22 protein-coding genes and 1 pseudogene are annotated in these 25,528 nt (G+C 74.7%); 5 read left to right on the forward strand and 18 right to left on the reverse strand.

Going from position 1 to position 25,528, the window contains the following annotated elements:
* Positions 1-14 precede the first annotated feature (14 nt).
* The 8 genes from AB0398_RS28510 to AB0398_RS28545 form a co-directional block, all read right to left on the reverse strand.
* Positions 15-1,202 carry an NAD(P)/FAD-dependent oxidoreductase gene (locus AB0398_RS28510; RefSeq protein ID WP_366378507.1) on the reverse strand — a complete coding sequence of 396 codons (1,188 nt, stop codon included), beginning with the start codon at positions 1,200-1,202 and terminating at the stop codon, positions 15-17.
* Positions 1,203-1,284: 82 nt separating this feature from the next.
* A complete protein-coding gene (locus AB0398_RS28515; RefSeq protein ID WP_366378508.1) occupies positions 1,285-1,515 on the reverse strand; it encodes a phosphopantetheine-binding protein in 231 nt (76 codons plus the stop codon).
* 34 nt (positions 1,516-1,549) lie between these two features.
* Positions 1,550-3,130 (reverse strand): amino acid adenylation domain-containing protein, encoded by a 1,581-nt coding sequence (locus AB0398_RS28520; protein ID WP_366378509.1) that lies wholly within the window; start codon positions 3,128-3,130, stop codon positions 1,550-1,552.
* 95 nt (positions 3,131-3,225) lie between these two features.
* Positions 3,226-3,441 (reverse strand): MbtH family protein, encoded by a 216-nt coding sequence (locus AB0398_RS28525; RefSeq protein WP_366378510.1) that lies wholly within the window; start codon positions 3,439-3,441, stop codon positions 3,226-3,228.
* A 184-nt stretch (positions 3,442-3,625) separates the two neighbouring features.
* Positions 3,626-4,708: an acetylglutamate kinase gene (argB, locus tag AB0398_RS28530; protein ID WP_366378511.1), complete on the reverse strand. Its 1,083-nt coding sequence runs from the start codon at positions 4,706-4,708 to the stop codon at positions 3,626-3,628.
* On the reverse strand, positions 4,705-4,869 hold the full coding sequence (locus AB0398_RS28535; RefSeq protein WP_366378512.1) for a hypothetical protein: 165 nt from the start codon (positions 4,867-4,869) through the stop codon (positions 4,705-4,707). The genes argB and AB0398_RS28535 overlap by 4 nt, the downstream gene beginning before the upstream one ends.
* On the reverse strand, positions 4,866-5,894 hold the full coding sequence (argC, locus tag AB0398_RS28540; RefSeq protein WP_366378513.1) for an N-acetyl-gamma-glutamyl-phosphate reductase: 1,029 nt from the start codon (positions 5,892-5,894) through the stop codon (positions 4,866-4,868). The genes AB0398_RS28535 and argC overlap by 4 nt, the downstream gene beginning before the upstream one ends.
* 44 nt (positions 5,895-5,938) lie before the next feature.
* On the reverse strand, positions 5,939-7,117 hold the full coding sequence (locus AB0398_RS28545) for a serine hydrolase domain-containing protein (RefSeq protein ID WP_366378514.1): 1,179 nt from the start codon (positions 7,115-7,117) through the stop codon (positions 5,939-5,941).
* Positions 7,118-7,652: 535 nt separating this feature from the next.
* Here AB0398_RS28545 and AB0398_RS28550 point away from each other — a divergent pair.
* Positions 7,653-8,339 (forward strand): LmbU family transcriptional regulator, encoded by a 687-nt coding sequence (locus AB0398_RS28550; protein ID WP_366378515.1) that lies wholly within the window; start codon positions 7,653-7,655, stop codon positions 8,337-8,339.
* Positions 8,340-8,370: 31 nt separating this feature from the next.
* Here the strand turns inward: AB0398_RS28550 and AB0398_RS28555 are convergent, their stop codons facing one another.
* The gene (locus tag AB0398_RS28555; RefSeq protein ID WP_366378516.1) at positions 8,371-9,012 is read right to left on the reverse strand and encodes an FMN-binding negative transcriptional regulator; all 642 of its coding nucleotides are present in this window, start codon (positions 9,010-9,012) and stop codon (positions 8,371-8,373) included.
* A 309-nt stretch (positions 9,013-9,321) separates the two neighbouring features.
* On the opposite strand from AB0398_RS28555, the gene AB0398_RS28560 reads away from it, so the two are divergent.
* Positions 9,322-10,677, forward strand: coding sequence for a lysine N(6)-hydroxylase/L-ornithine N(5)-oxygenase family protein (locus AB0398_RS28560; protein ID WP_366378517.1), 1,356 nt, complete (start codon positions 9,322-9,324; stop codon positions 10,675-10,677).
* Positions 10,678-10,763: 86 nt separating this feature from the next.
* Here the strand turns inward: AB0398_RS28560 and AB0398_RS28565 are convergent, their stop codons facing one another.
* Positions 10,764-10,982 (reverse strand): MbtH family protein, encoded by a 219-nt coding sequence (locus AB0398_RS28565; RefSeq protein WP_366378518.1) that lies wholly within the window; start codon positions 10,980-10,982, stop codon positions 10,764-10,766.
* Between the two features lie 77 nt (positions 10,983-11,059).
* On the opposite strand from AB0398_RS28565, the gene AB0398_RS28570 reads away from it, so the two are divergent.
* Complete coding sequence (locus AB0398_RS28570) at positions 11,060-11,365, forward strand: hypothetical protein (RefSeq protein ID WP_366378519.1); 306 nt, start codon at positions 11,060-11,062, stop codon at positions 11,363-11,365.
* Positions 11,366-11,375: 10 nt separating this feature from the next.
* On the opposite strand, the gene AB0398_RS28575 is transcribed toward AB0398_RS28570, so the two are convergent.
* The 4 genes from AB0398_RS28575 to AB0398_RS28590 form a co-directional block, all read right to left on the reverse strand.
* Entirely contained in the window at positions 11,376-11,834 is a 459-nt protein-coding gene (locus AB0398_RS28575; RefSeq protein WP_366378520.1) for a nuclear transport factor 2 family protein, read from the reverse strand.
* Positions 11,835-11,990: 156 nt separating this feature from the next.
* Positions 11,991-12,797, reverse strand: a complete 807-nt coding sequence (locus AB0398_RS28580) for a 4'-phosphopantetheinyl transferase superfamily protein (RefSeq protein ID WP_366378521.1) — start codon at positions 12,795-12,797, stop codon at positions 11,991-11,993.
* Positions 12,794-14,368 (reverse strand): beta-ketoacyl synthase N-terminal-like domain-containing protein, encoded by a 1,575-nt coding sequence (locus AB0398_RS28585; protein WP_366378522.1) that lies wholly within the window; start codon positions 14,366-14,368, stop codon positions 12,794-12,796. The genes AB0398_RS28580 and AB0398_RS28585 overlap by 4 nt, the downstream gene beginning before the upstream one ends.
* A 691-nt stretch (positions 14,369-15,059) precedes the next feature.
* Complete coding sequence (locus AB0398_RS28590) at positions 15,060-15,242, reverse strand: DUF5302 domain-containing protein (RefSeq protein ID WP_366378523.1); 183 nt, start codon at positions 15,240-15,242, stop codon at positions 15,060-15,062.
* 210 nt (positions 15,243-15,452) lie between these two features.
* Here AB0398_RS28590 and rfbH point away from each other — a divergent pair, with 210 nt between their 5' ends.
* Positions 15,453-16,754, forward strand: a complete 1,302-nt coding sequence (gene rfbH, locus AB0398_RS28595; protein ID WP_366378524.1) for a lipopolysaccharide biosynthesis protein RfbH — start codon at positions 15,453-15,455, stop codon at positions 16,752-16,754.
* An 80-nt stretch (positions 16,755-16,834) separates the two neighbouring features.
* Here rfbH and hflX read toward each other — a convergent pair whose 3' ends face one another.
* Together hflX and AB0398_RS28605 are read right to left on the reverse strand one after the other, a co-directional pair.
* Entirely contained in the window at positions 16,835-18,250 is a 1,416-nt protein-coding gene (gene hflX, locus AB0398_RS28600) for a GTPase HflX (RefSeq protein WP_366378525.1), read from the reverse strand.
* 26 nt (positions 18,251-18,276) lie between these two features.
* Positions 18,277-20,826: a glycoside hydrolase family 3 C-terminal domain-containing protein gene (locus AB0398_RS28605; RefSeq protein ID WP_366378526.1), complete on the reverse strand. Its 2,550-nt coding sequence runs from the start codon at positions 20,824-20,826 to the stop codon at positions 18,277-18,279.
* A gap of 421 nt (positions 20,827-21,247) precedes the next feature.
* On the opposite strand from AB0398_RS28605, the pseudogene AB0398_RS28610 reads away from it, so the two are divergent.
* A pseudogene (locus AB0398_RS28610) lies at positions 21,248-21,865 on the forward strand (transposase); the annotation flags it as partial.
* A 592-nt stretch (positions 21,866-22,457) separates the two neighbouring features.
* Here AB0398_RS28610 and AB0398_RS28615 read toward each other — a convergent pair.
* Positions 22,458-24,419 (reverse strand): helix-turn-helix domain-containing protein, encoded by a 1,962-nt coding sequence (locus AB0398_RS28615; protein WP_366378527.1) that lies wholly within the window; start codon positions 24,417-24,419, stop codon positions 22,458-22,460.
* Between the two features lie 387 nt (positions 24,420-24,806).
* A complete protein-coding gene (locus tag AB0398_RS28620; protein WP_366378528.1) occupies positions 24,807-25,523 on the reverse strand; it encodes a 4'-phosphopantetheinyl transferase superfamily protein in 717 nt (238 codons plus the stop codon).
* Between the last annotated feature and the right edge of the window lie 5 nt (positions 25,524-25,528).

The following is a 25,528-nucleotide window of genomic DNA, read 5'->3' on the forward strand; positions in this document are numbered from 1 at the left end:
GAGCGGATCGGCGCTCAGCCCTGGTCGAGCAGGGTCAGCAGTTCGTCGTTGTAGAAGTCGTCGATGGAGCACGCCCCCGACAGCGTCGAGAAGTAGCGGTCGATGTGCTCCTGGTGTCCGACCAGCTTCCGCAGCATCTCGGTCCGGCCCTCGGGCTTGAGCTCGGCCACGTTGAGCGCGCCCTGGTAGTGGTTCAGCGCCTCGTCGCCGAGGTCGTTCTCGTAGCGCCGCAGCGCCGATTTGAGCCGGGCGTCGTCGTGCAGGCCGTCCCCGATGTGGTCGGTGAGGCTCTGGGCCTGGACGAAGGCCTCGGTGATGCCGCGGGCGGTGATGGAGTCCTTGTGGTTGACCGCGTCGCCGACCAGGACCCAGCCGGGGCCGTACGCCCGGCGGAAGAAGTTGTCCTGGTGGCCGGTGCCGTAGAGCTGCTCGACCCGCTCGCCCTGCTGCATCCGCTCCCACAGTTCGGGGGCGGTGGTGCGGAAGGCGTCCAGGTAGGCGGGCTCCACGTCCTTGCGGACGGCGCCGAAGTCCGCCTGCGGGAAGTAGGCCATGAGGAGCGTCAGGTCGTCGTTGGTGGGCAGGACGCCGATCCAGCGCCCCGGGCGCTCGTACAGCTCGAAGTCGGAGGGGACGCCGGACCAGTAGCTGTAGTAGGTGCAGGTCATCCGCGGGTGCTCGATGACGTTCTCCGCACCGGTCTTGCGGGCCACCAGCGAGCGCATGCCGTCGGCGCCGACGACCAGGCGGGCCCGGTCGGTCGCCTCGGCGCCGCCGGGGGTGGTGTAGCGCACGCCGACGACCCGGTCCCCCTCGTGGACCAGGTCGTTGACGGCGCAGCCCTCGCGGAACTCCACGCCCGCCTCGACGGCGCCCTCGGCGAGGAGCGGGTCGAGGACGTAGCGGCGCGGCGCGTACGTGGCGCGCAGGCCGTCCATCGGGAGGGAGAAGCCCTCGATGCGGACGCCGGGGCCCTCGTAGACCTGCTTGGTGATGGGCCGGCAGCCCGCCGCCCGGAGCTTGTCCAGGAGGCCCCAGCGTTCGAGCAGCGCCACGCCCTGCATGTGCAGATAGTGCGAGGACAGGGTGTCCTGGGGGAACTTCGCCTTCTCCAGGAGCAGTACGCGGTATCCCTGCCGCGCGAAAAGCATGGCCGTCGGAGAGCCCGCGCAACGGGCCCCTATGACAATCACGTCGTACACGGCGCCTCCGCCTCTTCTACCAGGTGGTTTTCAATGGATCCGGCGGAACCGGAGCGCACCGGGCGCCTCCGGCCGCCGCACGTCAGCGGGCGGTCGCGCCCTGGGACTCGAGGTACGCGGAGAGCGAGGCCACGGTCGGGTTGAGGAACAGCTGGTCCATCGGGACCTCGGCCCCCAGCTCCTCCAGGAGGGCCCCCTGGATCCTGACCATGACCAGCGACTGGCCGCCCAGGGCGAAGAAGTCGTCGTCCACGGCTATGTCGTCGATCCGGAGTTCCCGGCACCAGATGGCGCGCACGTCGTCGGCGATCATCACATTCCTCTCGGTGTCTCTTCGGGGGTCGCCGTCACGTCGCCGCCCCGCTTCCGGCGAACCGGCCGCGGAACTCGGCCAGGAGGGCCGGGCGGTCGACTTTTCCGTGCGGGCTGAGCGGGAGGCGCGGGACGTGCACGAAACGGGCCGGGACCATGTTCCGCGGCAGGTCCCGCAGGAGGCCGGAGCGCAGCTCCTCCTCCGCGGGCTCCGCGCCCGCCGGGACGAGGAACGCGATCAGCTCGGCGTCCCCCGTGTCGTACGAGACGCCCACGGCGGCCTCGCGGACCCCGTCGAGCCGGGCGAGCGCGCGCTCGACGTCGGTGGGGTCGATGCGCATGCCGCGCACCTTCACCTGGGAGTCGATCCGGCCGAGCACGACGAGGTCGCCTGCCGCGTCCACCCGGCCGCGGTCGCCGGTGCGGTAGATCCGGCGCCGCTCCCCGTCGACCTCGATGTGCGTGAACCGGGCGTTCTCGGGGCCGTTGCCCAGGTATCCGGCGCCGACGCCGAGGCCGGAGATGCAGATCTCGCCCTCCTCCCCCGGTCCGACCGGGCGCAGGTCCCCGTCGAGGAGGTGGATGTCGGTGTTGTGGGCGGGGGTGCCGACCGGCGGGACGGTGTGGACGCCGGGCCGGTGGCCGGCCAGGTCGTAGGAGGTGGCGACGTCGGTGCACTCGGCGACGCCGTACTGGTGCAGCAGGACGCAGTCGTTGCCCTCGCGCGCCGCCCACGCGGCGAGCCGCTCGGCCTTGAGGGCCTCGCCGCCGAAGAGGATGTGGTCGAGCCGGGTCAGGGCGTCGCCGCCCCGGGCGGTCTCCCAGTCCACCAGCAGGTACAGCGTGCTGGAGGCGCAGTGCACGACGCGGATGTCGTGCCGGTCGAGGATGCGGTAGGCGAGCATCGCGTCGAAGTTGCGGCTCGCCATCAGGTGCTGGGTGGCCCCGCAGAACAGCGGGGTCATCAGGCTGCGCTGGGACAGGTCGAACCCGAAGGCGCTGACGACCAGGTGGTGCGACCCGCTGTGCAGGCCGTACTCCAGGGTCAGCCAGTTCATCAGGTTGAACCAGCCCTCGTGGCGCACGGCGGTCAGCTTCGGCGTTCCGGTGGAGCCGGAGGTGAAGACCGCGTAGCAGAGGTCGTCCCCCGTGACCTCGACGCCGGGGGCGGTGGCGGGCAGCTCCGCCAGCTCGTCGGCCAGCAGCTCCAGGTCGACGACCTCGGCGTCCGCCGAGGCGACCATGGCCGCGGTGGCCGGGGAGGCGGTGATCAGGGCGAGGTCGGGGACCTGGCCGAGCAGCAGGCCCAGCCGCGCCGCCGGGTACGCCGGGTCGAAGGGCACGTAGGCCGCCCCGGCCTTGAGCGTGCCGAGGACGGCCACGAGCAGGTCGATCGAGTAGTCGAGGCAGACGCCGACCTTCGCGCCCCGGCCGATGCCGCGCGCGACGAGGTGGTGCGCGAAGCGGTTGGCCCGCGCGTCGAGCTCCGCGTACGTCAGCCGCCGGTCGTTCCAGACGACGGCGACGGCGTCGGGGGCGGCCGCGACGTGCTCCTCGAACCGCTTGTGCACGACGGGCACCGCGGGCAGGGCGACCCGCTTTCCCTGAAGGATCATCAACTGGCTCCGATGTGAGTGGTGTCCGGTGCTGCGGGCCGCCGGGCACGCCGTGCGCCGCTCCGCTGAGCGCGTCGCGCGGGCCTGCCGGGCGCTCAGCCCGCGGCCATGGACTCCCGCAGGCTCCGGGGACGCAGGTCGGTCCAGTTGCGCTCGACGTACTCCAGGCACTCGGCCCTGGAGGCCTCGCCGAAGGCGACCCGCCAGCCGGCGGGCACCTCGGCGAAGGCCGGCCACAGCGAGTGCTGGTCCTCGTCGTTGACCACGACGTTGAAGCGGCCGTTCTCGTCGTCGAAGGGGTTCGTGCTCACCTGGCACCGTCCTTAGCAGTCATGGGGTGGTCCGGCGTTTCGAGTGGTGTGGAGTGGTGCCGCGGCGGGGACCCGTGCCGTCCGGGCCGGCGCCGTGCGCGTACGGGCCCGCCCGCCCGTGGGGCCGGGCGGGAGACTCGTCGCACTGTATCCACGGGCCCGTGGGGGCCCGGTCGAGTCCCGCTCAACGACGCGGGGCCCGGCCGGGAGGGGGCTCGTGCCCCGCCCCCGGCGGGTGGGCCGGGCCGTCGCCGGGTACGGGGGCCGGGTCGTGGTCCGGCACGATCTCCGTGCCGGTGCCCCCGTCGGCGAAGACCTGCGCCAGGACCGCGTGCTCGACCCGGCCGTCGATGACGCGGGCCGTGCGCACGCCGTTGTTCACGGCGTACAGGCAGCCCTCCATCTTGGGGATCATCCCGGCGGAGAGGCGCGGGGCGAGCGCCGTCAGTTCGGCGGCGGTCATCCGGGGGACGACCTCGCCGTGCGGCCAGTCCGCGTACACGCCCTCGACGTCCGTCAGGACCAGGAGCGTCTCGGCCCCGAGGGCGGCGGCGAGGGCCGCCGCCGCCGTGTCGGCGTTGAGGTTGAACACCCCTCCCCCGGCGGCGTCCTTGGCGTCCTCGGACCGGGCGACGGAGGAGATCACGGGGATCCGCCCGTCCGCCAGGAGGGTCCGTACGATCCCGGTGTCGACGCGGGCGACCTCGCCCACGCGGCCGATGTCCACGGCCCGGCCGCCGGCCTCGGCGTAGTGCCTGACGGCGGTCATCAGACGGGCGTCCTCGCCGGTCAGGCCCACGGCGTGCGGGCCGTGGCCGTTGAGCAGCCCGACCAGCTCGCGCTGCACCTGCCCGGCGAGGACCATCCGGACGACGTCCATGGTCTCGTCGGTGGTGACGCGCAGACCGGCCTCGAAGCGGGACTCCAGGCCCAGCCGGTCGAGCTGGGCGCCGATCTGCGGGCCGCCGCCGTGCACCACCACCGGCTTGAGGCCGGCGTGGAGCAGGAAGAGGACGTCCTGCGCGAAGGCCGCCTTGAGCCGCGCGTCGACCATGGCGTTGCCGCCGAACTTGATGACGACGGTCCGGCCCCGGTGGCGCGCCAGCCAGGGCAGCGCCCCGGCGAGGACGCGGGCCTTGGACAGGGCGGCGGGCTCGGCGGGTTCGGCGGGCCCGGTGGGGGTGGAGGAGCAGGAGCAGGGGGCCGCCGGGGCCGGGAGCGGGGGTGGTGCCGGGGCCGGGAGGAGGGGAGACGGAGGAGCGCTCATGAGGCGTACTCGCTGTTCTCGTGGGCGGGATCGGCGTGGTCGTGGACGTGCGCGGCGGTCTTGTGGACGCGGGCGGCGTTGTCGTGGACGTGCGCGGCGGCCTTGTGGGCGGGGCCGGCGTTCTCGTGGCCGCGGGCGGCGGTGGGGCGCGCGGCGGTCACGGTGCGGTTCCGGTCGTGGGGAGGCCCAGCGCCTCGGGGAGGCCGAGGGCGACGTTCATGCTCTGGACGGCCCCGCCCGCGGTGCCCTTGGTCAGGTTGTCGATGGCGCTGACCACGACGATCCGCCCAGCCGCCGGGTCGAGGACCGCCTGCACCTGCGCGCCGTTGGAGCCGACGACGGACCCCGTGGCCGGCCACCGGCCCTCGGGCAGCAGCCGGACGAACGGCTCGTCGGCGTACGCCTTCTCGTACGCGGCGCGGACGTCCTCGGCCGTGGTGCCGGGCCGGGCGGCGGCGGAGCAGGTGGCGAGGATGCCGCGCGGCATGGGGGCCAGGGTCGGGGTGAAGGAGACGGTGACGGGCCGGCCGGCGGCGGCGGCGAGGTGCTGCGCCATCTCGGGCGTGTGCCGGTGGCCGCCGCCGACGCCGTACGGCCGCATGGAGCCCATGACCTCGCTGCCGAGCAGGTCGGCGCGGGGTGCCCGGCCGGCGCCGGAGGTGCCGGACGCGGCGACGACCACCGCCTCCGGCTCGGCGAGCCCGGCCGCGTACGCGGGCAGGAGCGCCAGCAGGACCGCGGTCGGGTAGCAGCCGGGGACGGCGATCCGCCGGGCGCCCGCGAGGGCGGCCCGGGCGCCGGGCAGTTCGGGCAGGCCGTAGGGCCAGGTGCCGGCGTGGGGCGAGCCGTAGAAGCGTTCCCAGTCGGCCGCCCGCGCGAGGCGGAAGTCGGCGCCGCAGTCGACGACGAGCGTCTCCTCGCCCAGTCGCTCCGCGAGCGCGGCGGACCGGCCGTGCGGCAGGGCGAGGAAGACGACATCGTGGCCCCGGGCCGCCTCGGCGGTGGTGGGCAGCACCTCACGGTCGGCGAGCGGGGCCAGGTGCGGCTGGAGGTCTCCGAGCCGCTGCCCCGCGCCGGAGTGCCCGGTCACCGCGCCGATCTCCACTCCGGGATGGGCCAGGAGGAGGCGCAGGAGCTCGCCCCCCGCGTATCCGGTCGCTCCCAGCACGGCCGCTCTGACGGACATGGACCCTCCTGGTCGACGGGCGTGCGGTGGTTCCGCGCCCCGCATCAGCGGGTGCGCGGGGCCGAGTCGCAGAACTCGGCGCTGAGGATGGGGAGGAGGTCGTCCGCACGCCAGTCGCTGTTGTAGTTGAACGTGAACTGGTGGCGGCCGTCCTCGGTGAGCGCGACCATCGAGAGCCAGCCGACCGTGCCGCCGTCGCGGTACCAGACGGTGGTGCCGCAGCCGAGCGTCAGCCGCTCGATGCCGAGGCCGTAGGCCGCGATCGGGACGTCGGGGTTGACGACGGTCGTCTTCATCGCCCGGAGCTGCTCGGGCGGCAGCAGGGCCCCGCGCATCAGGGCGCCGTAGAACCGGTTCAGGTCCGCCGCGCTGGAGATGATGTCGAGGTTGCCCCAGTTGTGCGAGCCGTTCAGCTCGGTGACGTCCTCGATCCGGTCGGGCTGGGTGAGGAAGTAGGGCTTGGAGTAGCCGCGGCCGCTCGGCCGGGGCAGCTGGACGCCGTTGCCCGGGGTGGTCGTCGCCGTGAGGCCCAGGGGTTTGACGATGCGGCGGCGCACCTCCTCCTCGTACGTCCTGCCGCCGGCCTTCTCGACCACCATCGCGGCGATGACGTCGTTGGTGTTGGAGAACCCGTGCCGGGTGCCGGGCGGGAAGAGCGGCGGGTGGGCGAGGGCCACCCGGACGCGCTTGTCGTGCGGCATGGTCTCGTAGCGGTGCGCGAAGAACCCGTCGCCGAGGACGTACGTGTCGACGTACGCGGCGTCGGAGAAGTAGTCGGGCAGGCCGCTCGTGTGGTTGAGGACCTGCCGGACGGTGATGGCGCGGCCGTCGTTGCCGTTGCCCGTGACCAGGCCGGGGAGGTGGCGCTCCACGCTGTCGTCGAGGTCGAGCTTGCGCTCCGCCTCCATCTGGAGGAGGACCGTGGCCACGAAGGTGCTGGTGAGGTGCCCGACGCGGAACCGGTCGTTCTCGCCGCGCGGTGCGCGCGTGGTCAGGTCGCCGACGCCCGCGGCGGTCTTCCAGACGCCCCGGGAGTCGCGCGCCTCCGCCGTGATGCCGGGGATGCCGGCGGCGACGGCGGCGTCGATCGCCCGCCGCGTCGCCTCGTGGCCGCCCGCGGCGGGCCCGATGCCCCGCGACGCCTGGGCGGACCCCGTGAAAAGGGTGGCCGTCAGGGCGAGGGCGAGGAATCCGGCCGTCGCCGTTCCCGGTCTCTTCCGCATCGTCCGCATCGTGTTTTCCCCGTTCTGAGAATCTTCTGAGAATCGTCTGAGGGAGGCCCGTCGGGCCGGTTCCGCGCTTTCGGGAACACCGGCGGCGGGGCGATTCGCCCGTGCCGCGCACGCAGTGATCGACAGGGGCCGCGAAAAGGCGGCGCCGGGCCGCGGCGGCCGAATCCGACCGGGCCGAGGACTTCTTTCCGGCCGGAAATCGGCGAAGGGGAAAGGGCGCTCGGTCCACGGCGGCTGCGCCGGCCTCGCGGCGTCCTGTCGACGGTACATCTCGTTGGCCGGTTCCGTATCCCCGTACGGGCTCGAACGCTGCTCCGGCGCCGTTCCAGCCGGGCCGACGAAACTTCTCGCCGGACATGTGGACCCTTCTCATGGAGGCATGATGGCGCGTCAGGCCGGTCGGACCGCGGGGTCGTACGACGGTCCGGAGGACCCCCTTCCGCAGACCGCGACGCAGTCCCCGGCCCCGTCCCCGGCGCAGCCGCCGGCACCGGTTCCGGCGCGGCGGCCGCGCCACGACCGGCAGGTGCTGACGACCAGGGTCGGCCTGCAGATGCCGGTCTCCATGGCCTACGACGAGTGGGAGCGGACCGGGCTCCGGCTCGCCGGGGTCGTCGACTCCTCCTGCTGGTGGCTGGGCGACTGGCTCGTCTACGGCAAGGACCACTACGCCGACCGGTACCAGCGCGGGATCCGCGCCGTGGGCCTCTCGTACCAGACCCTGCGCAACTACGCCTGGGTCTCGCGCCGCTTCGGCCTGGACCGGCGGCGGTCCGCGCTGAGCTTCCAGCACCACGCCGAGCTGGCCTCCCTGCCGCCCGAGGAGCAGGACGCCTGGCTCGACCGGGCCGAGCGGCTGCGGTGGACCACCAAGCAGCTGCGCGGCGCCCTGCGCGCCGGGCGCGGCACCGAGCGGCAGGCGCCCGCCGCCACCGCCGGGCCGAGCGGGCGCCTGGAGCTGCCCGGCGGGCGCCTGGAGCGGTGGCACAGGGCCGCGGAGCAGGCGGGGATCGGGTTCGAGCAGTGGGTGACGAGCGTCCTGGACAGCGCGGCCGCGGACGCGCTGGAGGAGCCGGCGGAGCCGCTGGACGAGCCGGCCGGTGCCGCTTCCGGGATCGCTCCCGGGGCTGTTCCCGCGCCCGTTCCCGAGGCCGTTCCCGGGACCGCCGAGACCTCCGGTCAGGCCCTGGTGGCGGCGGCCGTCGCCGGCTGACCCGCGGCCGGACGGGCCGTGCCGGCGCGCCCTACAGGCGGCCCATCAGCCCGGCGGTCTCCCGCTTGTACGTGCACGCGCTCTGCCCGAACGACTCCCGCACCCGCTCGCGCACCTCGCCCGGCTGCTCCTGGCTGAGCTTGAACATCCCCTCGACACCGGTGACGGTGACGCTGAAGGCCCCGGCGGCGGGCACGATCTTGCGGAAGTAGCCGAGCGACTCGGTCATGTCCCAGCCGTCGCCGAAGTCCTTCTCGAAGGCGCGGACGGTGGACTCCACCACGCTCAGCGTCTCCTCGGCCGAGCCGAGCATCCTGACCACGCCCCGGACGTGCACGGCGGTGAAGTTCCAGGTCGGGGCGGCCGGGGACTTCCGGTACACCGTGGGCGAGACGTAGGAGTGCGGCCCGGTGAAGGTCAGCAGCAGGACGCTGCCGGTCTCCAGGGCCTTCCAGTGCGGGTTCGCCTTGTTCATGTGCCCGAGCAGCGTGGTCCCCCGCAGGTCCCCGGACGGTTCGGTGGGGGCCTCGGGGTCGAAGATGACCGGCAGGTGGGTGGCGAAGGGGCCGTCGTCGGAGCCGCCGTTGGACACCGCGAGCGCCAGCGGGTTGTCGCGGATCACGTCGACCATCCACGAGCTGTCGGGCTCGCGGTAGAAGCTGGGTACGAACATGCGGATTCACCTTTCGGTATTTCCCTCGGGTCGAGAATCCGGCTCGGGACGCGCCGGGGCGAAAAGCCCCGGCGCGAGGTCCACTCAAGCCGGACTTGTGGAGTTCTCGAGAATCCGGGCCGACCCTAACGACGTCCTGTCGACGGGACAACGCTTGCGGGCCCCGAGCGGCTCCAGCGGTCTCCGTATTGCCTTCATGTCGTCTTCGAGTCGCCTTTGAGTTGCCTTCGAGCGACTTTCACCAGCAGACTGCAGAGCGGTCTCTCGGGCCATCGGCCGAGTTTTCCAGACGTCATCGGGAGAATTTCCATGGGCATAAAGGGCAGGCGCAGCCAAGAGATTCACGACGTGGTCGGCATCGGGTTCGGCCCGTCCAACCTGTCGCTCGCGATCGCCTTGGAGGAGCACGGCGAGAGCACTCCCGGGCGTCCGGTCACGTCCCACTTCTTCGAGAAGCAGCCGGCGTTCGGCTGGCACCGCGACATGCTGCTGCCGTCGGCGACCATGCAGATCTCGTTCCTCAAGGACCTGGTCACCTTCCGCAACCCGCTGTCCCGGTACAGCTTCGTCTCGTTCCTGCACGCCTCGAACCGGCTCGTGCAGTTCGTGAACAACCAGGACTTCTTCCCGACCCGCCAGGAGTTCCACCAGTACCTGGAGTGGGCGGCGGCCGGCCTCGCCGACCGGGTGTCGTACGGCACCGAGGTCACCGCGATCCGGCCCGTGACCGAGGACGGCGGGGACGGCCCGCCGGACCTCCTGGAGGTCGAGGTGCGCGACGGCGACGGCACCGTCCGCGTGGTCGCCGCGCGCAACGTGGCCGTCTCCACCGGCCTGGTGCCGCGCCTGCCGGACGGCATGGACGGCCACGAAGGGGTCTGGCACAGCTCCCGGTTCCTGAGCAGCTTCAACGCCCGGGACCCGGAGGGGCTCCGGCGGGTGATGGTGGTCGGCGCGGGCCAGAGCGCGGCCGAGATCACCCGGTTCCTGCACGACGCGCTGCCGCACGCGGAGGTCAGCGCGGTCATCCCGTCGTACGGCTACTCCATCGCCGACGACACCCCCTTCGCCAACCAGGTGTTCGACCCCTCCGCGGTGGACGAGTACTACTTCGGCACCGACCGGGCCCGGGACTCCTTCTGGCGCTACCACCGCAACACCAACTACTCGGTGGTCGACGCCGACGTCATCCGGGCCCTGTACCAGCGCTCGTACGAGGAGCAGGTGCGCGGGACCCGGCGGCTGCACTTCCGGAACCTGACCCGGGTCGACGGGGTGAAGGGCGCCGGGGACGAGACGCGCGTGGTCCTGCGCTCGCTGCTCGACGACACGGTCGAGGAGACGGCCGTGGACGCCCTGGTGTTCGCCACCGGGTACGACGGCCTGGATCCGGCCCGGCTGCTCGGCGGGTTCGACCGGCACTTCGAGCGCGACGCGGCGGGCAAGCACCGGGTGGAGCGCGACTACCGGCTCGTCAGCGCCTCCGGGATGACCTGCGGGGTCTACCTCCAGGGCGGCACGGAGCACACCCACGGCCTGACCTCGGCCCTGCTGTCGAACATCGCGGTGCGCAGCGGCGAGATCGCCGACTCGATCGTGCTGCGGCGCACCGAGCGGGAGCTGGGCCGCGCCGGCTCCGTGGAGAAGGCGGCCTCGGCGGCCTGAACCGGCCGGTCCGGAACCACCGGAGGGTGGTCCCGGACCGGCCGGGGGGCGGTCTGCCGGTCGGGCCGGACGGCCCGCCGGTCGGATCAGGCGGCGCCGGCGGCCTCCGCCGCGCGGCCCCCGGCCGCCCGCGGGCGGGTGAGGCACTCCTCCATGTACGCGAGGCAGTTGTCGCGGCTCTCCTCGCCGAACACGATCCGCCAGCCGGCGGGCACGTCGGTGAACGAGGGCCACAGGCTCTGCCGCTCCTCGCCCGCCAGCACGTAGAACCGGGTTCCGGCGTCCCCGGGCGGGTTGCTGCTCATCGTTCCACTCCCCTTTCTCTTCGTCACACGTCACCGGCCGGGTCAGCGGCCGGGGTCCTCACCGAAGGAGTCGTGCCATGCGCGCCAACCGTCCGGCCGGCGGGTTCCGCCCGGCGCCCAGCGGTCTCGTCCGCCTGCGGTTCTCCGACGCGGCGGACCTCGGGCGCGCCGAGGCCGCCTTCCGGGCCGGACCGGCCCCCGTCCTCGGCGACGCGTGGAGCGATCCCGGGGCGCTCGCCCTGACGATCCGCGGCGAGGCGGCGGTGGAGACGGTGCGGGCCGTGCTCGGGGTCCTCGACGCCGCCGCGCTCGTCCCGGAGGCCTTCACCGTCCACTCGCACGAACTGGACGACGTGCTCGCCTCGTTCGGCCCTCCGTCCTGATGCCGGGCGCTCACGCCAGGTCGTCGCGGGTCACCCGGCGGTGCGCGACGCGCCACGTGCCGGGGGCGCGGACCAGGACGTCCTCCATGGCGTACACGTACAGGACCGGGGGTCCGCCGCCGTGCGGCGCGGCGTGGACGAGGGCCGAGCAGCGGATCCGCAGCGTGCCGTCCTCCCGGGGCCGCACGTCGAGCATGCCGACCCAGTGGTCGAGGCGGCCGTGCGCCCGCCGCCGGGCCGCGCCGGCGCGCACGTAGCGGCCGAGTCCGGAGCGGGCGGGCAGGGGCGGGGCCGGGGAGGGGAGTTCGACGACGGCGTCCTCGGTGAAGGTCTCGGCCCAGCGTGCGGTGTCGTGGGTGTCCAGGAGCTCCATCTGGCGCGCGTAGAACCGCTGCACGTCCGCGTACAGGGCGGGAAACCCCCCGTTCCCGAGCGGGTCCCCCTCGGTGCGGACCAGTTCGACGGTCATGAGTCTGCCTCCGCTTCCGGCCGTGGCCCGGGGTGCGGGGCCGGCCGAGGGGACCCGGATTCGGTGCGGACAGTCTCCGGCGGCCGGATCGAGGATCCTTCAAAGACTCCTCAAGCGCTCCCGTAGCGGTCCCCTCGCCCGGCGGGGGCGCGGGGGTCAGGTGCTCGCCGCCGGGAGCACGAGCCGGCGCGGGGCGGCGCGGCCCCACGGGAAGCCGTGGTGGAGGTGGACCGGGGGCGGGCGCACCCCGTCGACCTCCAGCGCGACGGCGGCCAGCACGTCGGGGACCGGTTCGAACTCCAGGAACCGCCAGCGGGACGCCGAGTCGTCCTCCGGCGGCCGGAAGCGGAGCACGCCCCGGTCCTCGGCGAGGGTGAAGGCGAAGGAGTCGAAGGGCAGACCGAGGCCGAGCCCGCGGGCCTTGGAGTACGCCTCCTTGAGCGTCCACAGGCGCAGCGTCCGCTGGTCGCGGGGGCGGCCGGGGGCCAGGCGCGCGATCCAGTCGCGCTCGGCGGGGGTGAAGGTGCTCACGATGGTGGACAGGCCCACGTCGGAGCGGTCGAGCCGCTCGACGTCGACCCCGATCCGGTGCCCGCGGGCGACTCCGAGCAGGTTGTACGTCTGCGAGTGCGAGAGGTTGAAGTCGAGGGCGTCGCCGCCGCGCGGCAGGCCACCGGCCGGGGTCTGGAGGTGGGGACGGCCGCGCGAGGAGCGCCAGATGACGGCCTCCGCCTCGGGGATGCCGGTCTCCAGGGCGAGGACGCGGCGCACCAGGGCGTGCGCGACCAGGTACTGGCGGCGGTCGCGCTCGAAGAGGAAGCGGCCCGCGATCTCCTGCTCGTTCTCGTCCAGCCAGTGGGTGCAGAGGGTGGCGGCGACGGCGGGCGCCAGGTCGTCGTTGGGGCAGAACCAGAGATTGACCGGGGGCGTCCGCTCCTCCGCCGGCGCGGTCGCCGCGCTCATCCGCCCTCTCCCGCGCCGGGGAGCCAGAGCGGCGTGCGCAGGAACGCGGAGGGCGGCAGCGGCACCGTCACGGCGCCGGGGCCGGCCGCCGGCTCCAGGGCGGCCCAGTCGGCGTCCACCCCGGACAGCCAGAGGTCGCGCAGCTGGGGCAGCTGGCGGGCCTCCCAGAGCCCGGCGAGGTAGGCGCGGGTCTCGGGCACCGCGCCCAGGCCCAGCGGGTCGGCCGCGCCGCCCCGCAGGTCGGCGACGCCCCGCATGGCGCCCGCGGCCAGCCGTTCGAGGGCGGCGGAGAGTTCGGCGAGGTCGTGGACGAGGACGGCGAAGCGGCAGTCCATCGGGGCCCGCCCGGTCCGCAGGGAGCGGGCGAGGACGGGGAGCGGGGGCGCGTCGCGCCCGGCGATCCGCCCGGCGAGCCGGGCGGCGGTGGCCGCGAGGTGGGCGGGGGTGGGGGCGGACAGCAGGAACAGTTCGCCTTCGGGGGTGGGGGCGGGCGTGCGGCTTCCGCCGTTCGGGAGTTGGGGGAGCCCGGGGAGTTCGGGCGGCTCCGGGCGGAACTCCTCCAGGATCACGTGGGCCTCGACCCCGCCCGCCCCCCGTACGGTCGCCGAGGCGCGTCGCGGCTCCGGTCCCGACCGGGTCCAGAGCTCGGCCTCGGGGCGGTCCGGGCCGGGCAGCAGGACGCGGTGGCGCAGCTGGAGCACGGCGCGGGTCAGGACGGCGACGCCGGTGGCCGCGCCGGCGTCGCCCACCGAAGCGGCGGCCGTCCCCGCGTCCTCCCGGAGTCCGGGCTCCTGCGTCCCGGGCCCGGTCCGGCGCAGCGCGGCCCGGGCCAGGCGCCGCGGGGCGTCCGTACCTTCCGTGTGGGCGACCGCGCCGCCGAGGACCACGGCGTGGACGGTGTCGCCGTCGGCCAGGGCCCGGTCCAGCGGCTTCAGGAGCAGCGCGCCCGCGCACTCCCCCGCTCCGGGGCGGCGGCTCGCGGGGTGCAGCAGCAGGTGGGCCCCGCCCACGAGCGCGGCCTCGCACTCACGGCGGCGCAGGGCGGCGAGGGCCAGGTCGAGGGCGACGAGCACGGAGGACTCCGCCGTGTCGACGCTCTGGCTGGGGCCGGTCAGGCCGAGCAGGGCGGAGAGCCGGTTGGGCAGGCTCCAGTGGCCCCGGCGGGGCATGGCGCGGGCGCCCCGGGCCCAGGCCCCGGCGGCCAGCAGCGCGTAGTCGCCCGCGCTCGCCCCGACGAAGACGCCGACGCTGCGCGGGGTCCCGTCCGGCGCGGTCAGCGCGTCGAGGCGGCCGCCGGTGCAGCCCGCGTCCTCGAACGCCTCCCAGGCGGTCTCCAGGAAGATCCGCTCCTGGGGGTCCATCAGGGCCGCCTCGGCGGGCTCGATCCCGAAGAACACCGGGTCGAAGTCCTGCACGCGGTCCAGGTAGTGGCCCGTCCCCGCACCGCCGCCGCCGGGGCGGTCCTTCGGGAGCGGGCCGGGACCGGCGGCGCGTCCGGCGCGGAGCCGCCGCCAGAGGGCGTCCGGGTCCGGGGCCCCGGGGAACCGGCCGGAGACGCCGACGACGGCCACGCGGCCGGTGTACGGAGCGACTTGGGCCTCCCGGGTGCCTCGGGTGTCTCCGGGGCTCTGGGCCTCCCCGGCGCCTTGGACGTCCTGGAGACCCTGGACGTCCCGGACGTCCCCCGTCTCCCCCGTCCCCCCGGTCGTGCCGGGACCCGGGACCGGCGCGAGGGACGGGACCGGGGCAAGGCCCGAGGCCGGAGGCGGCACAGGCGCCAGGACGGGCGCACTCCCCGCCCGGGACCGGTCCCGGGCCCGGCCCTCCGACCGGCCCGTCGACCGGACTTCGGTCCGGCCTCCCGACCAGCCCTCGGTCCGGCCTCCCGTACGTCCCCCCGCCCCCGCCGCGAGCAGGGCGGCGGCCCGGGCGCGGTCCAGGGTCCCGTCCTTGAAGCGGGTCAGTATCTCCTTGTCGTCCATCCGGACGCGTCCCTCCCTCGGACGAAAGCGCCGGCGGCGACACGGTCGCGCGCACGGCGCACCACGGCGCGCTCGCAGTAGAAAACAATCACCCCCATCGGGGGAACAGGGTTCGGCTGAATACAGAGCTCATTCCCAGGAATTGTCGAGCGTTTCTCCACCGGAAATCGAGGGAGACTCCAGCGGGTCTCCCCCGAGGGGCGCCCCGAGCACAGGAAAAAGGGCCGCCGCGATCCCCGGGGGTGGGATCGCGACGGCCCTCCGAAAGGCCCGTGCGGGCTCAGCCGGACTTGCGTCGGAAATTCCGGCTCTGCCGGTTGAGGCCACTGGCCCCGTTGATCTTCAGACGCGCCTCGTGGTGCGCCTGCTGGGATCGGGCGTTGCGGGACTTGCGCTCCAGAGCCTCCTGGAACTTGCGCTTGGCGTCGGTCTCGGCGGCGTTGTTTTCCGGCGTAGCAGTCATGCGTTACCTCCTGGGCATGTTCTAGAGCGGTTTTATTGTGGCATCCGAGTGACCTCCCGGCGAGCCTCTTCCCGGCCCGGGGGAATACTTTTCGCCACGCGCCGGAATTTCTCGCGGACCTGATGAAGTCGACCGGCGCTCTGCCGATTCGAGGTGTCTCCGGGCCTAGGCTCACGGTTCCGTCAGCGGTGCCTTCAGGAGGGAACGACCATGGGCGAGACCAAGGACCGGATCGCGGAGCTCGTCCGTGAATACCACCGGGAGCAGGCTCCCGGTCCCTTCGAACCCGGGGTCTCCCCGGTCCAGGTCTCCGGCGCCGTGCTCAGCGAGGAGGACCGGCTCGCGCTGGTCTCCGCGGCGCTCGACATGCGGATCGCCGCCGGCGTCAGCTCCCGGCGCTTCGAGCGGGACTTCGCCCGCTTCATCGGCACCCGCAAGGCCCATCTGACGAACTCCGGCTCCTCCGCGAACCTGCTGGCCCTCAGCTCCCTGACCTCCCCGCAGCTGGAGGAGCAGCGCCTGAAGCCGGGCGACGAGGTCGTCACCGTCGCGGCGGGCTTCCCGACCACCGTCAGCCCGATCCTGCACAACGGCCTGGTGCCGGTCTTCGTGGACGTCGAGCTGGGCACGTACAACACGACGCCCGAGCGGATCGCCGCGGCCATCGGGCCGAAGACCCGCGCGATCATGATCGCGCACTCCCTGGGCAACCCGTTCCGGGTGGAGGAGGTGGCCCAGCTCGCCGAGGAGCGCGGCCTGTTCTTCGTCGAGGACAACTGCGACGCGGTCGACTCCACGTACCGGGGGAAGCGCACCGGCTCCTTCGGCGACCTGGCGACCACCAGCTTCTACCCGGCGCACCACATCGCGATGGGCGAGGGCGGCTGCGTCCTGACGAGCAATCTGGTGCTGGCGCGGATCGTGGAGTCCTTCCGCGACTGGGGCCGGGACTGCTGGTGCGAGCCGGGCGAGGACAACCGCTGCATGAAGCGCTTCGACCAGCAGATGGGGAAGCTGCCGCACGGCTACGACCACAAGTACATCTTCTCCCACGTGGGGTACAACCTGAAGGCGACCGACCTCCAGGCGTCCCTGGGCCTGAGCCAGCTGGGGCGCGTCGAGGAGTTCAGCGCGGCCCGCCGCCGCAACTGGGCGCTGCTGCGCGCCGGGCTCGACGGGCTGCCGGGCCTGCTGCTGCCGGAGCCGACCCCGGACAGCGACCCGAGCTGGTTCGGCTTCCTGATCACGGTGGACCCGGACGCGGCCTACACCCGGGCCGCCCTCGTGGACTTCCTGGAGTCGCGGCGGATCCACACGCGCCGCTTCTTCGCGGGCAACCTCACCCGCCACCCCGCGTACGCCGAGAAGCCGCACCGGATCGCCGAGCCGCTGGTCAACAGCGACCTGATCACCGACCAGACCTTCTGGATCGGCGTCTACCCGGGCATCACCGAGGAGATGGTCGACTACGTCGTCTCCTCGATCCGCGAGTTCACCACCCGCGCCCACTGACCCCACCCGGTCACGCCGACGGGCCGGCCCCCTCCCCGCGTACCCGGGAGGGGGCCGGCCCGTCGTGCGCGCCGGGTGCGTCAGGCCGTGTAGGCGGCCAGGTCGGCGGCGAGGGAGGCGTCGACGTTCGCCTTCAGGCGGGTGCCGTTCTCCTCGTGCGTCTCCTCCAGGACCTCGCCCGACTCGTGGACGCGGGCCACGAGCTGCCCCTCGGTGTAGGGGACGAGCACCTCCACCTCGATGTCGGGGTGCGGGAGTTCCTCCGCGATCCGGGCCAGGAGGTGGTCGATGCCCTCGCCGGTGCGGGCCGACACCGTGATCGCCGTCGGCTCGGCGTTCCTGAGCCGCTCCAGCACGTCGGCCGGCGCGGCGTCCGCCTTGTTGATGACGACGAGCTCCGGCACGCCCTCCCCGCCGATCTCGCCGATGACGCTGCGCACGGCCTCGATCTGGGACTCCGGGTCGGGGTGCGAGCCGTCGACCACGTGCAGGATGAGGTCCGCCTCGGCGACCTCCTCCAGGGTGGAGCGGAACGCGTCGACGAGCTGGTGCGGCAGGTGCCGCACGAAGCCGACGGTGTCGGCCAGGGTGTAGGCCCGTCCGCCGGCCGTCTCGCTGCGGCGCACGGTCGGGTCGAGGGTGGCGAACAGCGCGTTCTGGACGTGGACCTCGGCGCCGGTGAGGCGGTTGAGGAGCGAGGACTTGCCCGCGTTGGTGTAGCCCGCGAGGGCGACCGACGGGACCTTGTTGCGGCGGCGCTCCTGCCGCTTGAGGTCGCGGGCGGTCTTCATCTCCTCGATGTCCCGGCGCATCTTGGACATCTTGTCGCGCAGCCGGCGCCGGTCCGTCTCGATCTTCGTCTCGCCGGGGCCGCGGGTGGCCATGCCGCCGCCCGCGCCACCGCCGCCGCCCATCTGCCGGGACAGCGAGGCGCCCCAGCCGCGCAGCCGCGGCAGCATGTACTGCATCTGCGCGAGCGCGACCTGCGCCTTGCCCTCGCGGGAGGTGGCGCGCTGGGCGAAGATGTCGAGGATCAGGGCGGTCCGGTCGACGACCTTGACCTTGACGAACTCCTCCAGGCGGACGAGCTGGGCGGGGCTCAGCTCGCCGTCGCAGACGACGGTGTCGGCGCCGGTGGTCTCGACGAGGGTGCGCAGCTCCCCGGCCTTGCCGGAGCCGATGTACGTGGCCGGGTCCGGCTTGTCGCGGCGCTGGATGACGCCGTCGAGGACGAGGGCGCCCGCGGTCTCGGCGAGGGCGGCGAGCTCGGCGAGGGAGCTCTCGGCCTCCGCGACCGTGCCGGAGGTCCACACGCCGACGAGCACCACGCGCTCCAGGCGGACCTGGCGCTGCTCGACCTCGACGACGTCCCGGAGTTCGGTGGACAGGGCCGCGACGTGGCGCAGGCCGGTGTCCTGGGTGGTGTCGATGGCGTCGGCGGCGGCGATGCGGCCGCCGGTGGGGGCGGGGGTGGAACCGTGTTCTGTCGCGGTCATGCGTGTCCTCTCACTGGGTGGGGGGTTCAGGGGGCGAGGCGGCCGGTGAGGCGGATGTCCGCCGAGGAGGAGCCGACCTTGACGGTCCGGGCGCCGGGGGCGTCCCGCCAGGAGTGCCGGGCGGTGTCCCAGTACTGGAGCTGGCGGGCGTCGACGGTGACGGCGACCCGCTTCTCCTGGCCGGGGGCCAGGGTGACCTTGGTGTAGCCGGCGAGCTTCTTGACCGCCTGCGGGGCGGTGATCCGGTCGCTGGGGCCGAGGTAGGCCTGCACGACCTCCTTGCCGGTGGAGCGGCCGGTGTTGCGGACGGTCACGCGCACGGTGGCGCCGGTGGCGGTCCGTTCGACGGCGAGGTCGCGGTAGGAGAAGGAGGTGTACGACAGGCCGTGGCCGAAGGGGAACAGCGGGGCCACGCCCTCCCGCTCGTACCAGCGGTAGCCGACGTGGATCCCCTCGCTGTACTCCTGCCTGCCGGCGACGCCGGGGAAGCGCTCGGGGCGGCCGGCCATCGGGTGGGCGTCCTCGGCGGCGGGGAAGGTCTGGGTGAGCTTTCCGCCGGGGTTGACGTCCCCGTACAGGAGCGCGGCGGTGGCGCGGGCGCCCTCCTGGCCCGGGTACCACATCTGGAGGACGGCGCGGGTGGAGCCCAGCCACGGCATCAGCACGGAGGAGCCGGTGTTGAGGACGACGACCGTGTTGGGGTTGGCGGCGGCGACCGCGGCGATCAGGGCGTCCTGGCCGTCCGGGAGGGAGAGCGAGGGGCGGTCCCAGCCCTCGGAGCCCTCGTCCTGGGCGAAGACGACGGCGGTGTCCGCGGCGGCCGCGGCGGCGACGGCCCGCTCGATGTTCCGGCTCGCCCGCTCGGGGGTGACCCAGGTGAGGTCGACGGAGAGCGGGCGGTCGGGCCAGGCCCAGCCGCTCATGGCGAGCTTGTGGGTGCCCTTGGTGAGCCGGAGGACGACGCTGGTGGTCTCGCTGAACGAGTCGGCGGCGTAGACGGGGGCCTGGCCCTCGATCTGGAGGATGGCGAGGCCGCCGTCGACGCGGACGCCGATGCGGTAGTCGCCGTCCGCCGGGACGGTCAGGGTGCCGTCGTAGAACGCGCGGTCGCCGCCCGGGTCGAGCTGCCTGCCGTTCTGGAAGGCGGGGCTGAGTTCGGTCGCGGTCAGCGGGGCGCCGAGCCGCTCGATGCCGGGCTCGTACGTGACCGAGGCGTTCGCGCCGGCGCGCTCGCGCAGGGCGTCGAGCGGGGCCTCGGCCGCGTCGGGCACCACGTGCGCGCTGCCCAGGCCGGAGACCTTGGGGTGCAGGGCGCTGTCGCCGATGACGGCGAGGGAGGTGGCGGCGGTCCCGGTGAGCGGGAGGGCGGGGCGGCCGGCGGCGGTGGTGTTGCGCAGCAGGACGGCGCCGTTCTCGGCTATCTCGCGGGCGGTGGCCCGGCCCGCCTGGGCGTCGCGCGCGGGCCGCGCGGGGCCGCCGGCGGGGTCGAGGAGGCCGAAGCGCTCCATCTGGCCGACGATGCGGACCACGGAGCGGTCGAGCGCGGCCTCGGGGACCGTCCCGGCGGTGACGGCGGCCTTCAGGGCGGCGCCGAAGTGCTGGGAGTCGGGGACCGGGTCGGTGGGCTTGCCCATCTCCAGGCCGAGTTCCTGGTCGAGGCCCTTGGTGATGTCGGTGGTCGCCTTGGTGGCGAGCCAGTCGGACATCACCCAGCCCCTGAAGCCCCACTGCTCGCGCAGGACCTTCTGGAGGAGCTGGTCGCTGCTGCACGCGGGGGTGCCGTTGACGCCGTTGTAGGCGCACATCACGGAGGCGGCGCCGGCCTCGACGGCGCTGCGGAAGCCGGGCAGTTCCGTCTCGTGGAGGGTCTGCTCGTCGATGGCCGCGTCGACGGTGAAGCGGTCGGTCTCCTGGTTGTTGCCCGCGAAGTGCTTGACCGTGGCCATCAGGCCCTGGCCCTGGATGCCCCGGATCTCGGCGGCGGCGGTGCGGGAGGTGACGAGCGGGTCCTCGCTGAAGGTCTCGAAGTTGCGGCCGCCGTGCGGCACGCGGATGTTGTTGACCATCGGGGCGAGGACCACGTCCTGGCCCAGGGCCCGGCCCTCGTGGCCGATGACCTTGCCGTACGCGGTGGCGAGGCCGTCGTCGAAGGTGGCGGCGAGCGCGGTGGGCGTGGGCAGCGCGGTGGCGCGGCTGCCGTTGATGCGCACGCCCACCGGGCCGTCGGCGGCCTGTAGCGGGGGTATGCCCAGGCGGGGCACGCCGGGCAGGTAGCCGACGCCGCGCGCCAGCGGGCCGCCCTCGGCCCCGGCCGTCCAGTGGACGAAGGACAGCTTCTCGTCGAGGGTCATCCGGGCGACGAGCGCGCGGACGCGCTGGCTGCCCTCCTCGGCCGCGGCCCTCGGGGCGGCGCCGTCGGCCGTGGTGCCGTTGGCGGGGGTGAGCAGGCCGCTCGTACAGAGCAGGGCCACGGTGAGGGCGAGCAGCCGCGGTGCGCGGCCCGGGCGCCCGCGCCCGTCGGTCCGGAGTCTGGTGGGTGGGCGGGACGTTCGCTCCGCCGGCCTGCGGGACAGCATGCGGTCTCCTGTTGTTTCGGTGCGTCGGTGCGCGCGCGCGGTGCGCGTGCCTCCACGCTCACGGAACGGGCCGCGGGAGACGAGGTCGGCCCGTCACACTCTACGGAGTTCGGGGGTTTTGCTCCGTGTCGTACGGGAGTTGGCGCTTGAGGATCGCTTGAGAACGGCGGGCTCGGGGCACCGCCGGGGCGGCGGGGCGGCGGAGGGGGGCGCGTGGTGCCGGGGGGTGGTGGCCGGGCCACCACCCCCCCGTGGGCGCGGGGCGCGCGCCGGGGCGTACGGGGGGCGGGGGCGGTGCGGTCCGGGAAGTGTGTCCCCGGCCGACCTGGGCCGTGGCCGGGCCGCCGGGGACGGTGGAGGGGTCCAGCGAGCGCAGCCCCGGCCCGGCGGGTCCCGGGGCGCCGAGACCCCGAGGAGCGTCATGAGGGCCACTCTCCAGGCGGTGGAAGCCCCGAGCCTGCCGCACGACCCGGCGGCGGGCGCGGCGCGGGCGCTGGTCGCGTCGGTGCTGTCCTCGCTGCGCCGCCGCGACCAGCGGCACAAGGGCGAGCTCTACGTGCACGGGCTCCTGCACGCCCCGGGCCGCAAGACCATGCGGAACCTGGCCGCGAGCACGGACGAGCGGTCGGCGGAGCAGAGCCTGCACCACTTCATCAGCTGCTCGACGTGGGACTGGTCCCCGCTGCGGGCGGAGCTCGCGGCCCGGGTGGACCGGCTGCTCGCGCCGAAGGCGTGGGTGGTGCGCCCGCTGGTCATCCCGAAGACGGGCCGTCACTCGGTGGGTGTGGGCCGCCGGTTCGTCCCGCAGCTCGGGCAGGTGGTCAACAGCCAGCACGGGTACGGCCTGTGGCTGGCCTCCGGGGCGGCGGCGGCCCCGGTGAACTGGCGGCTGTCGCTGTCGGGCGACTGGCTGGAGGACGCCGAGATGCGCCGGCGGGCCGCGATACCGGACTCGGCGGACGCCGGGTCGGCGGAGGGCCTGGCCCTGGACATGGCGCTGGAGACGGCGGGCTGGGGAATCACCCGGCTGCCCGTGGTGACGGACGCCCGCGAGGAGGCCGTGCCGTCGATGGTGGGGGCCTTCTCCCGGGCCGGACTGCCCTTCCTGCTGCGGATCGGCGGCGGTACGGGCCTGCTGGCCCCGGCGCTCTCCGGCGGGGGGAGCCGGTCCGTGGCGGCCTCGGCGGGACGCCTCGCGGAGCTGGCGCGCTCCCAGGGCCGGCCGGTGGAGTGGTTCGAACCGGCGGGCACGGGACTGCCGAGGACCTCGCTGGTGTCCCTGCTGCCCGTACGGCTGCCGGGGCCGGCGGTGCAGGGGCCACGCCGGGCGTTCGGCGGGACGCCGTCGGCGGGCGCCCCGCTGACGCTGGTGGGGGTGTGGTCGCCGAACAGCCGCGAGGCGTCCGAGCTGTGGCTGACGAACCTGACCGGCGCGAGCCGGAGCACGCTCCTCGGCCTCGGCCGGCTGATCGGGCGGGCCGACGCCGACTTCACGGACACGAGCCTGCCGGTGGGCGCGCTGGACTTCGAGGGGCGCTCGTACCACGGCTGGCACCGGCACGTGACGCTGGTGTCGCTGGCTCACGCGGTGCGGCTGCTGGGCCCGGGGACGCGCCGGGGCCTCGGCACGGTCACTCCGGTTCCCATGACCGGGGGCCGTCGGGCGCGAGGCCGTGGAAGATGCGCGCCCGCTGGAGGCGCAGGGCGAGCTGAAGCTCCAGCGAGCGTTCCGGGTGCTGCCAGTCCGGGCCGAGCAGCTGGGTGATGCGCTCCAGGCGGCGGGAGACCGTGTTGGGGTGCACGTAGAGGAGTTCGGCGGCCCGGGTGGGGCTGCCGGCGGCGCGGAACCAGCCGTCGAGGGTCTCGACAAGGTTGCCGAACCGTTCGGCGTCGTGGTCGAGGAGCGGGCCGAGGGTGCGCTCCACGAAGCCGGGGGCGTCGTGCTCCTCGGCGAGCAGCATGCCGATGAACCCGAGGTCGCGGGCGGCGGCGGAGCGCCCGGTGCCGCCGAGCGCGGTGAGCGCGTCCAGACAGCGCACGGCCTCCCGGTGGGCGCGGCGGACCGCGTCCGGGCCCCGGCCGAGCCGGGCCGCGCCGACCGTGACGGGGGCGCCGGTGGCCCCGGCGAGTTCGGCGCGGACGCGGTCGGCACAGGCGGCCGGGTCGTCGCCGGGCAGGAGCAGGGCGAGCCGGTCGCCCTGGACGGTCTTCATTCCGCGGTGGCGGCGGGCGTGTCCCGCCCCCCAGCTCTCGACCAGGTCGGCGGCCTCGCTCCGGGGGCGGGCGACGACCATGACGTGGGGGCGTTCGAGGCGGGCCGCGAGGCGGCGGGCGCGCCGCTCCAGGCCCTCGGCGGGCCCGTCCCAGGTGACGAGGTCCTCCAGGAGGTCGTCGTCGGCCCGTCCCCCGGCGTCCGTGGAGCGCTGGAGGACGAGCAGCAGGGACACGGTGCGCGCGTAGGAGAGCAGGACCTGCTCGCCGGGCCGGTCGGCGGTGGCGCCGTCGCTGCCCGCGCCCGGTTCGGCGGGGTGGAGGAGGAGCGTGCCGACGTCCTCGGAGCGGACGGAGAGCGGCACGACCAGGGTGCCGTCGCTCAGCGGGCAGGCGATGCCGGTGGCGGCGGCGTTGAGCCGCACGCGCTCCAGTTCGGCGGTGTCGGGGACGGACGTGCGGCCGTGCCCGGCGAGGCGTTCGCCGCCCTGGCCCCGGACGGAGAGGCCGCCGCCCAGCTCGGCGGCGGCGCGGGCCAGGAGTTCGTCCAGGCCGATGCCCTCCAGGACGAGCCGGACCAGGTCGTCCTGGAGGTCCTTGGCCCGCAGGGCGTCGCTGAGTCCGGCGCGGGCCCGGGTCCCGGCGTCCTCCAGGACGGTGTTGGCGGCCCGTACGTCCTCCAGGAGCCGGGCGGTCTCCACGGCCGCGGCGGAGAGGTCGGCCAGGGAGGACATGAGCGACACGTCGTCGGGGGTGAAGTGCCGGGTCCTGCGGTCGGCGACGTAGAGGAAGCCGAGGCAGCGGTCGCCGGCGCGCAGCGGCACGCCGAGGACGGCGTGCAGCGACTCGGCCTCCAGGAGGTCTCCGAGGGCGGCGGTGTGGCCGGCCCGGTCGTCGGCGAGGTGGTCGGCGGTCCGGAAGGGGCCGGGCAGTTCGCCGGGGGCGCCGCCGGGAAGCGCGGCGGCGGGCACCCGGTGGCCGGTCGTGCGGGCGCTGACGGCGCCGTCGGCGGTGCCGACGACCAGGTCCCCGGTGGCCTCGTCGGCCAGGGCCGTGCAGGCGAGGTCCGTATTGAGGAGCAGCCGGGCGCGGCGGGTGATCAGGCGGAGGGTGGCGTCGAGCCGGGCGGACGCGGTCAGTTCGAGGGCGGTGTCGACGAGCGCGGCGAGTTCGGCCTCGCGCTGGCGGCGCCGGTCGAAGAGGGCGTTGACCTCCAGGGCGAGGCCCTTGGCGCGGGTCAGCCGGTCGATCCGGTCGGGCCCGGCGCCGGAGCGGCGGGCCTGGGCGACGAGCTGCTCGTACGCGTGGGCCGGCGCCTCCTCCGCGAGGAGTTCGAGGACGCGCAGGACCTCGGTCCCGGACTGCGGTTCCTCCCCTGTCATCCCAGCCCCCCAGCGGACGAATCGACCCTGTCCCGACGACCCGGGGAACGTAACCGGCCCGCTGAAGGAGCGTCAACCGGCCGCCGGGCGGCCGGACGCCGACGGGCCCGGTGACCGGACCACCGCAGACGGGCCGTTCCGGGGCGCCGCGGTGTGCTCCGCGCACCTTGGACGGCGGCACGGCCCGTACCTACGCTGGCCCGTTCACCCCGGGGCGGGAAGCGGGCGGGGTCGCGGGAGGGGCGGGCGTACGCCGGCGGGCCGGACGGCCCGGGGAGGGCGGCGGGGTGTTCCTCCGCCGGTTCACGAGCCGTTCTGTCCCGGGGCGCGAACGGCTTCCGAGGGGGCCGGACGGTTCTCGGGAGGTCCCGGGGGCGTCGGACGGTCTCACGGGGGTGCCGGACGGTCTCCCAGGGGCGTCGGGCGGCCTCCCGCAGACGCCGGGCGGGGGCCCGGGACGGCGACGGCGGTCAGGAGGAGTCCGTCCGTCACCGTCCACCGGCCGGTCAGCTCGGTCAGGGTCCGGCCGTCGAGCACCGGCCCGGGGATCCGCAGCCGGGCGGTGAACGTCCGGGCCGCCGGGTCGAGCGCGAGCTCCGCCGAGTCGAAGTCCAGGGCCCGGCGGGTCAGCGGGGACCAGGCCTTGAACAGGGACTCCTTGGCGCTGAACAGCAGCCGGTCCCAGCGGGTGCCGGGGTGGCGGCGGGCCAGCTCGCGCAGCCGCTCCCGCTCGGCGGCCGACGCGATCCCCCGGGTCACGCCCGGCGGCAGCGGCAGGTGCGGCTCCGCGTCGATGCCGAGGGACCGCCAGCGGTCGGCGGACGCCAGGGCGGCGCCCCGGTAGCCCTCGCAGTGGGTGAGGGAGCCGACCGTGCCGGCGGGCCACAGGGGCTCGCCCCGGCGGCCGGTGAGCACCGGTTCGGCGGCCCGCCCGAGGGCGGCGAGCGCCCGGTGGGCGCACACCCGGACCGTGGCGAACTCGCGGCGCCGCTCCTCGACGGCGTCGCGGATCAGGGCCCGCTCCCCCGCGAAGAGCAGCTCCGGCGGGTGCTCCCCGGCCGTGTCGGCCGCGACCGTCCCGGGCGGGAGGATCTCCTCGATCACGCGGC

The sequence above is a fragment of the Streptomyces sp. NPDC086147 genome, from assembly GCF_040702165.1.
In the GTDB taxonomy this organism is placed as follows: domain Bacteria; phylum Actinomycetota; class Actinomycetes; order Streptomycetales; family Streptomycetaceae; genus Streptomyces.

What these genes read in the sequence shown, in the direction of transcription:
- AB0398_RS28570 (WP_366378519.1), top strand. Translation starts at nt 11,060, where the DNA reads ATGCGCGCCAACCGTCCGGCCGGCGGGTTCCGCCCGGCGCCCAGCGGT.
- hflX (WP_366378525.1), bottom strand. Translation starts at nt 18,250, where the DNA reads ATGACCGCGACAGAACACGGTTCCACCCCCGCCCCCACCGGCGGCCGC.
- AB0398_RS28590 (WP_366378523.1), bottom strand. Translation starts at nt 15,242, where the DNA reads ATGACTGCTACGCCGGAAAACAACGCCGCCGAGACCGACGCCAAGCGC.
- AB0398_RS28520 (WP_366378509.1), bottom strand. Translation starts at nt 3,130, where the DNA reads ATGATCCTTCAGGGAAAGCGGGTCGCCCTGCCCGCGGTGCCCGTCGTG.
- AB0398_RS28615 (WP_366378527.1), bottom strand. Translation starts at nt 24,419, where the DNA reads ATGACAGGGGAGGAACCGCAGTCCGGGACCGAGGTCCTGCGCGTCCTC.
- rfbH (WP_366378524.1), top strand. Translation starts at nt 15,453, where the DNA reads ATGGGCGAGACCAAGGACCGGATCGCGGAGCTCGTCCGTGAATACCAC.
- AB0398_RS28545 (WP_366378514.1), bottom strand. Translation starts at nt 7,117, where the DNA reads ATGCGGAAGAGACCGGGAACGGCGACGGCCGGATTCCTCGCCCTCGCC.
- AB0398_RS28575 (WP_366378520.1), bottom strand. Translation starts at nt 11,834, where the DNA reads ATGACCGTCGAACTGGTCCGCACCGAGGGGGACCCGCTCGGGAACGGG.
- AB0398_RS28555 (WP_366378516.1), bottom strand. Translation starts at nt 9,012, where the DNA reads ATGTTCGTACCCAGCTTCTACCGCGAGCCCGACAGCTCGTGGATGGTC.
- argC (WP_366378513.1), bottom strand. Translation starts at nt 5,894, where the DNA reads ATGTCCGTCAGAGCGGCCGTGCTGGGAGCGACCGGATACGCGGGGGGC.
- AB0398_RS28565 (WP_366378518.1), bottom strand. Translation starts at nt 10,982, where the DNA reads ATGAGCAGCAACCCGCCCGGGGACGCCGGAACCCGGTTCTACGTGCTG.
- AB0398_RS28515 (WP_366378508.1), bottom strand. Translation starts at nt 1,515, where the DNA reads ATGATCGCCGACGACGTGCGCGCCATCTGGTGCCGGGAACTCCGGATC.
- argB (WP_366378511.1), bottom strand. Translation starts at nt 4,708, where the DNA reads ATGAGCGCTCCTCCGTCTCCCCTCCTCCCGGCCCCGGCACCACCCCCG.
- AB0398_RS28605 (WP_366378526.1), bottom strand. Translation starts at nt 20,826, where the DNA reads ATGCTGTCCCGCAGGCCGGCGGAGCGAACGTCCCGCCCACCCACCAGA.
- AB0398_RS28580 (WP_366378521.1), bottom strand. Translation starts at nt 12,797, where the DNA reads ATGAGCGCGGCGACCGCGCCGGCGGAGGAGCGGACGCCCCCGGTCAAT.
- AB0398_RS28560 (WP_366378517.1), top strand. Translation starts at nt 9,322, where the DNA reads ATGGGCATAAAGGGCAGGCGCAGCCAAGAGATTCACGACGTGGTCGGC.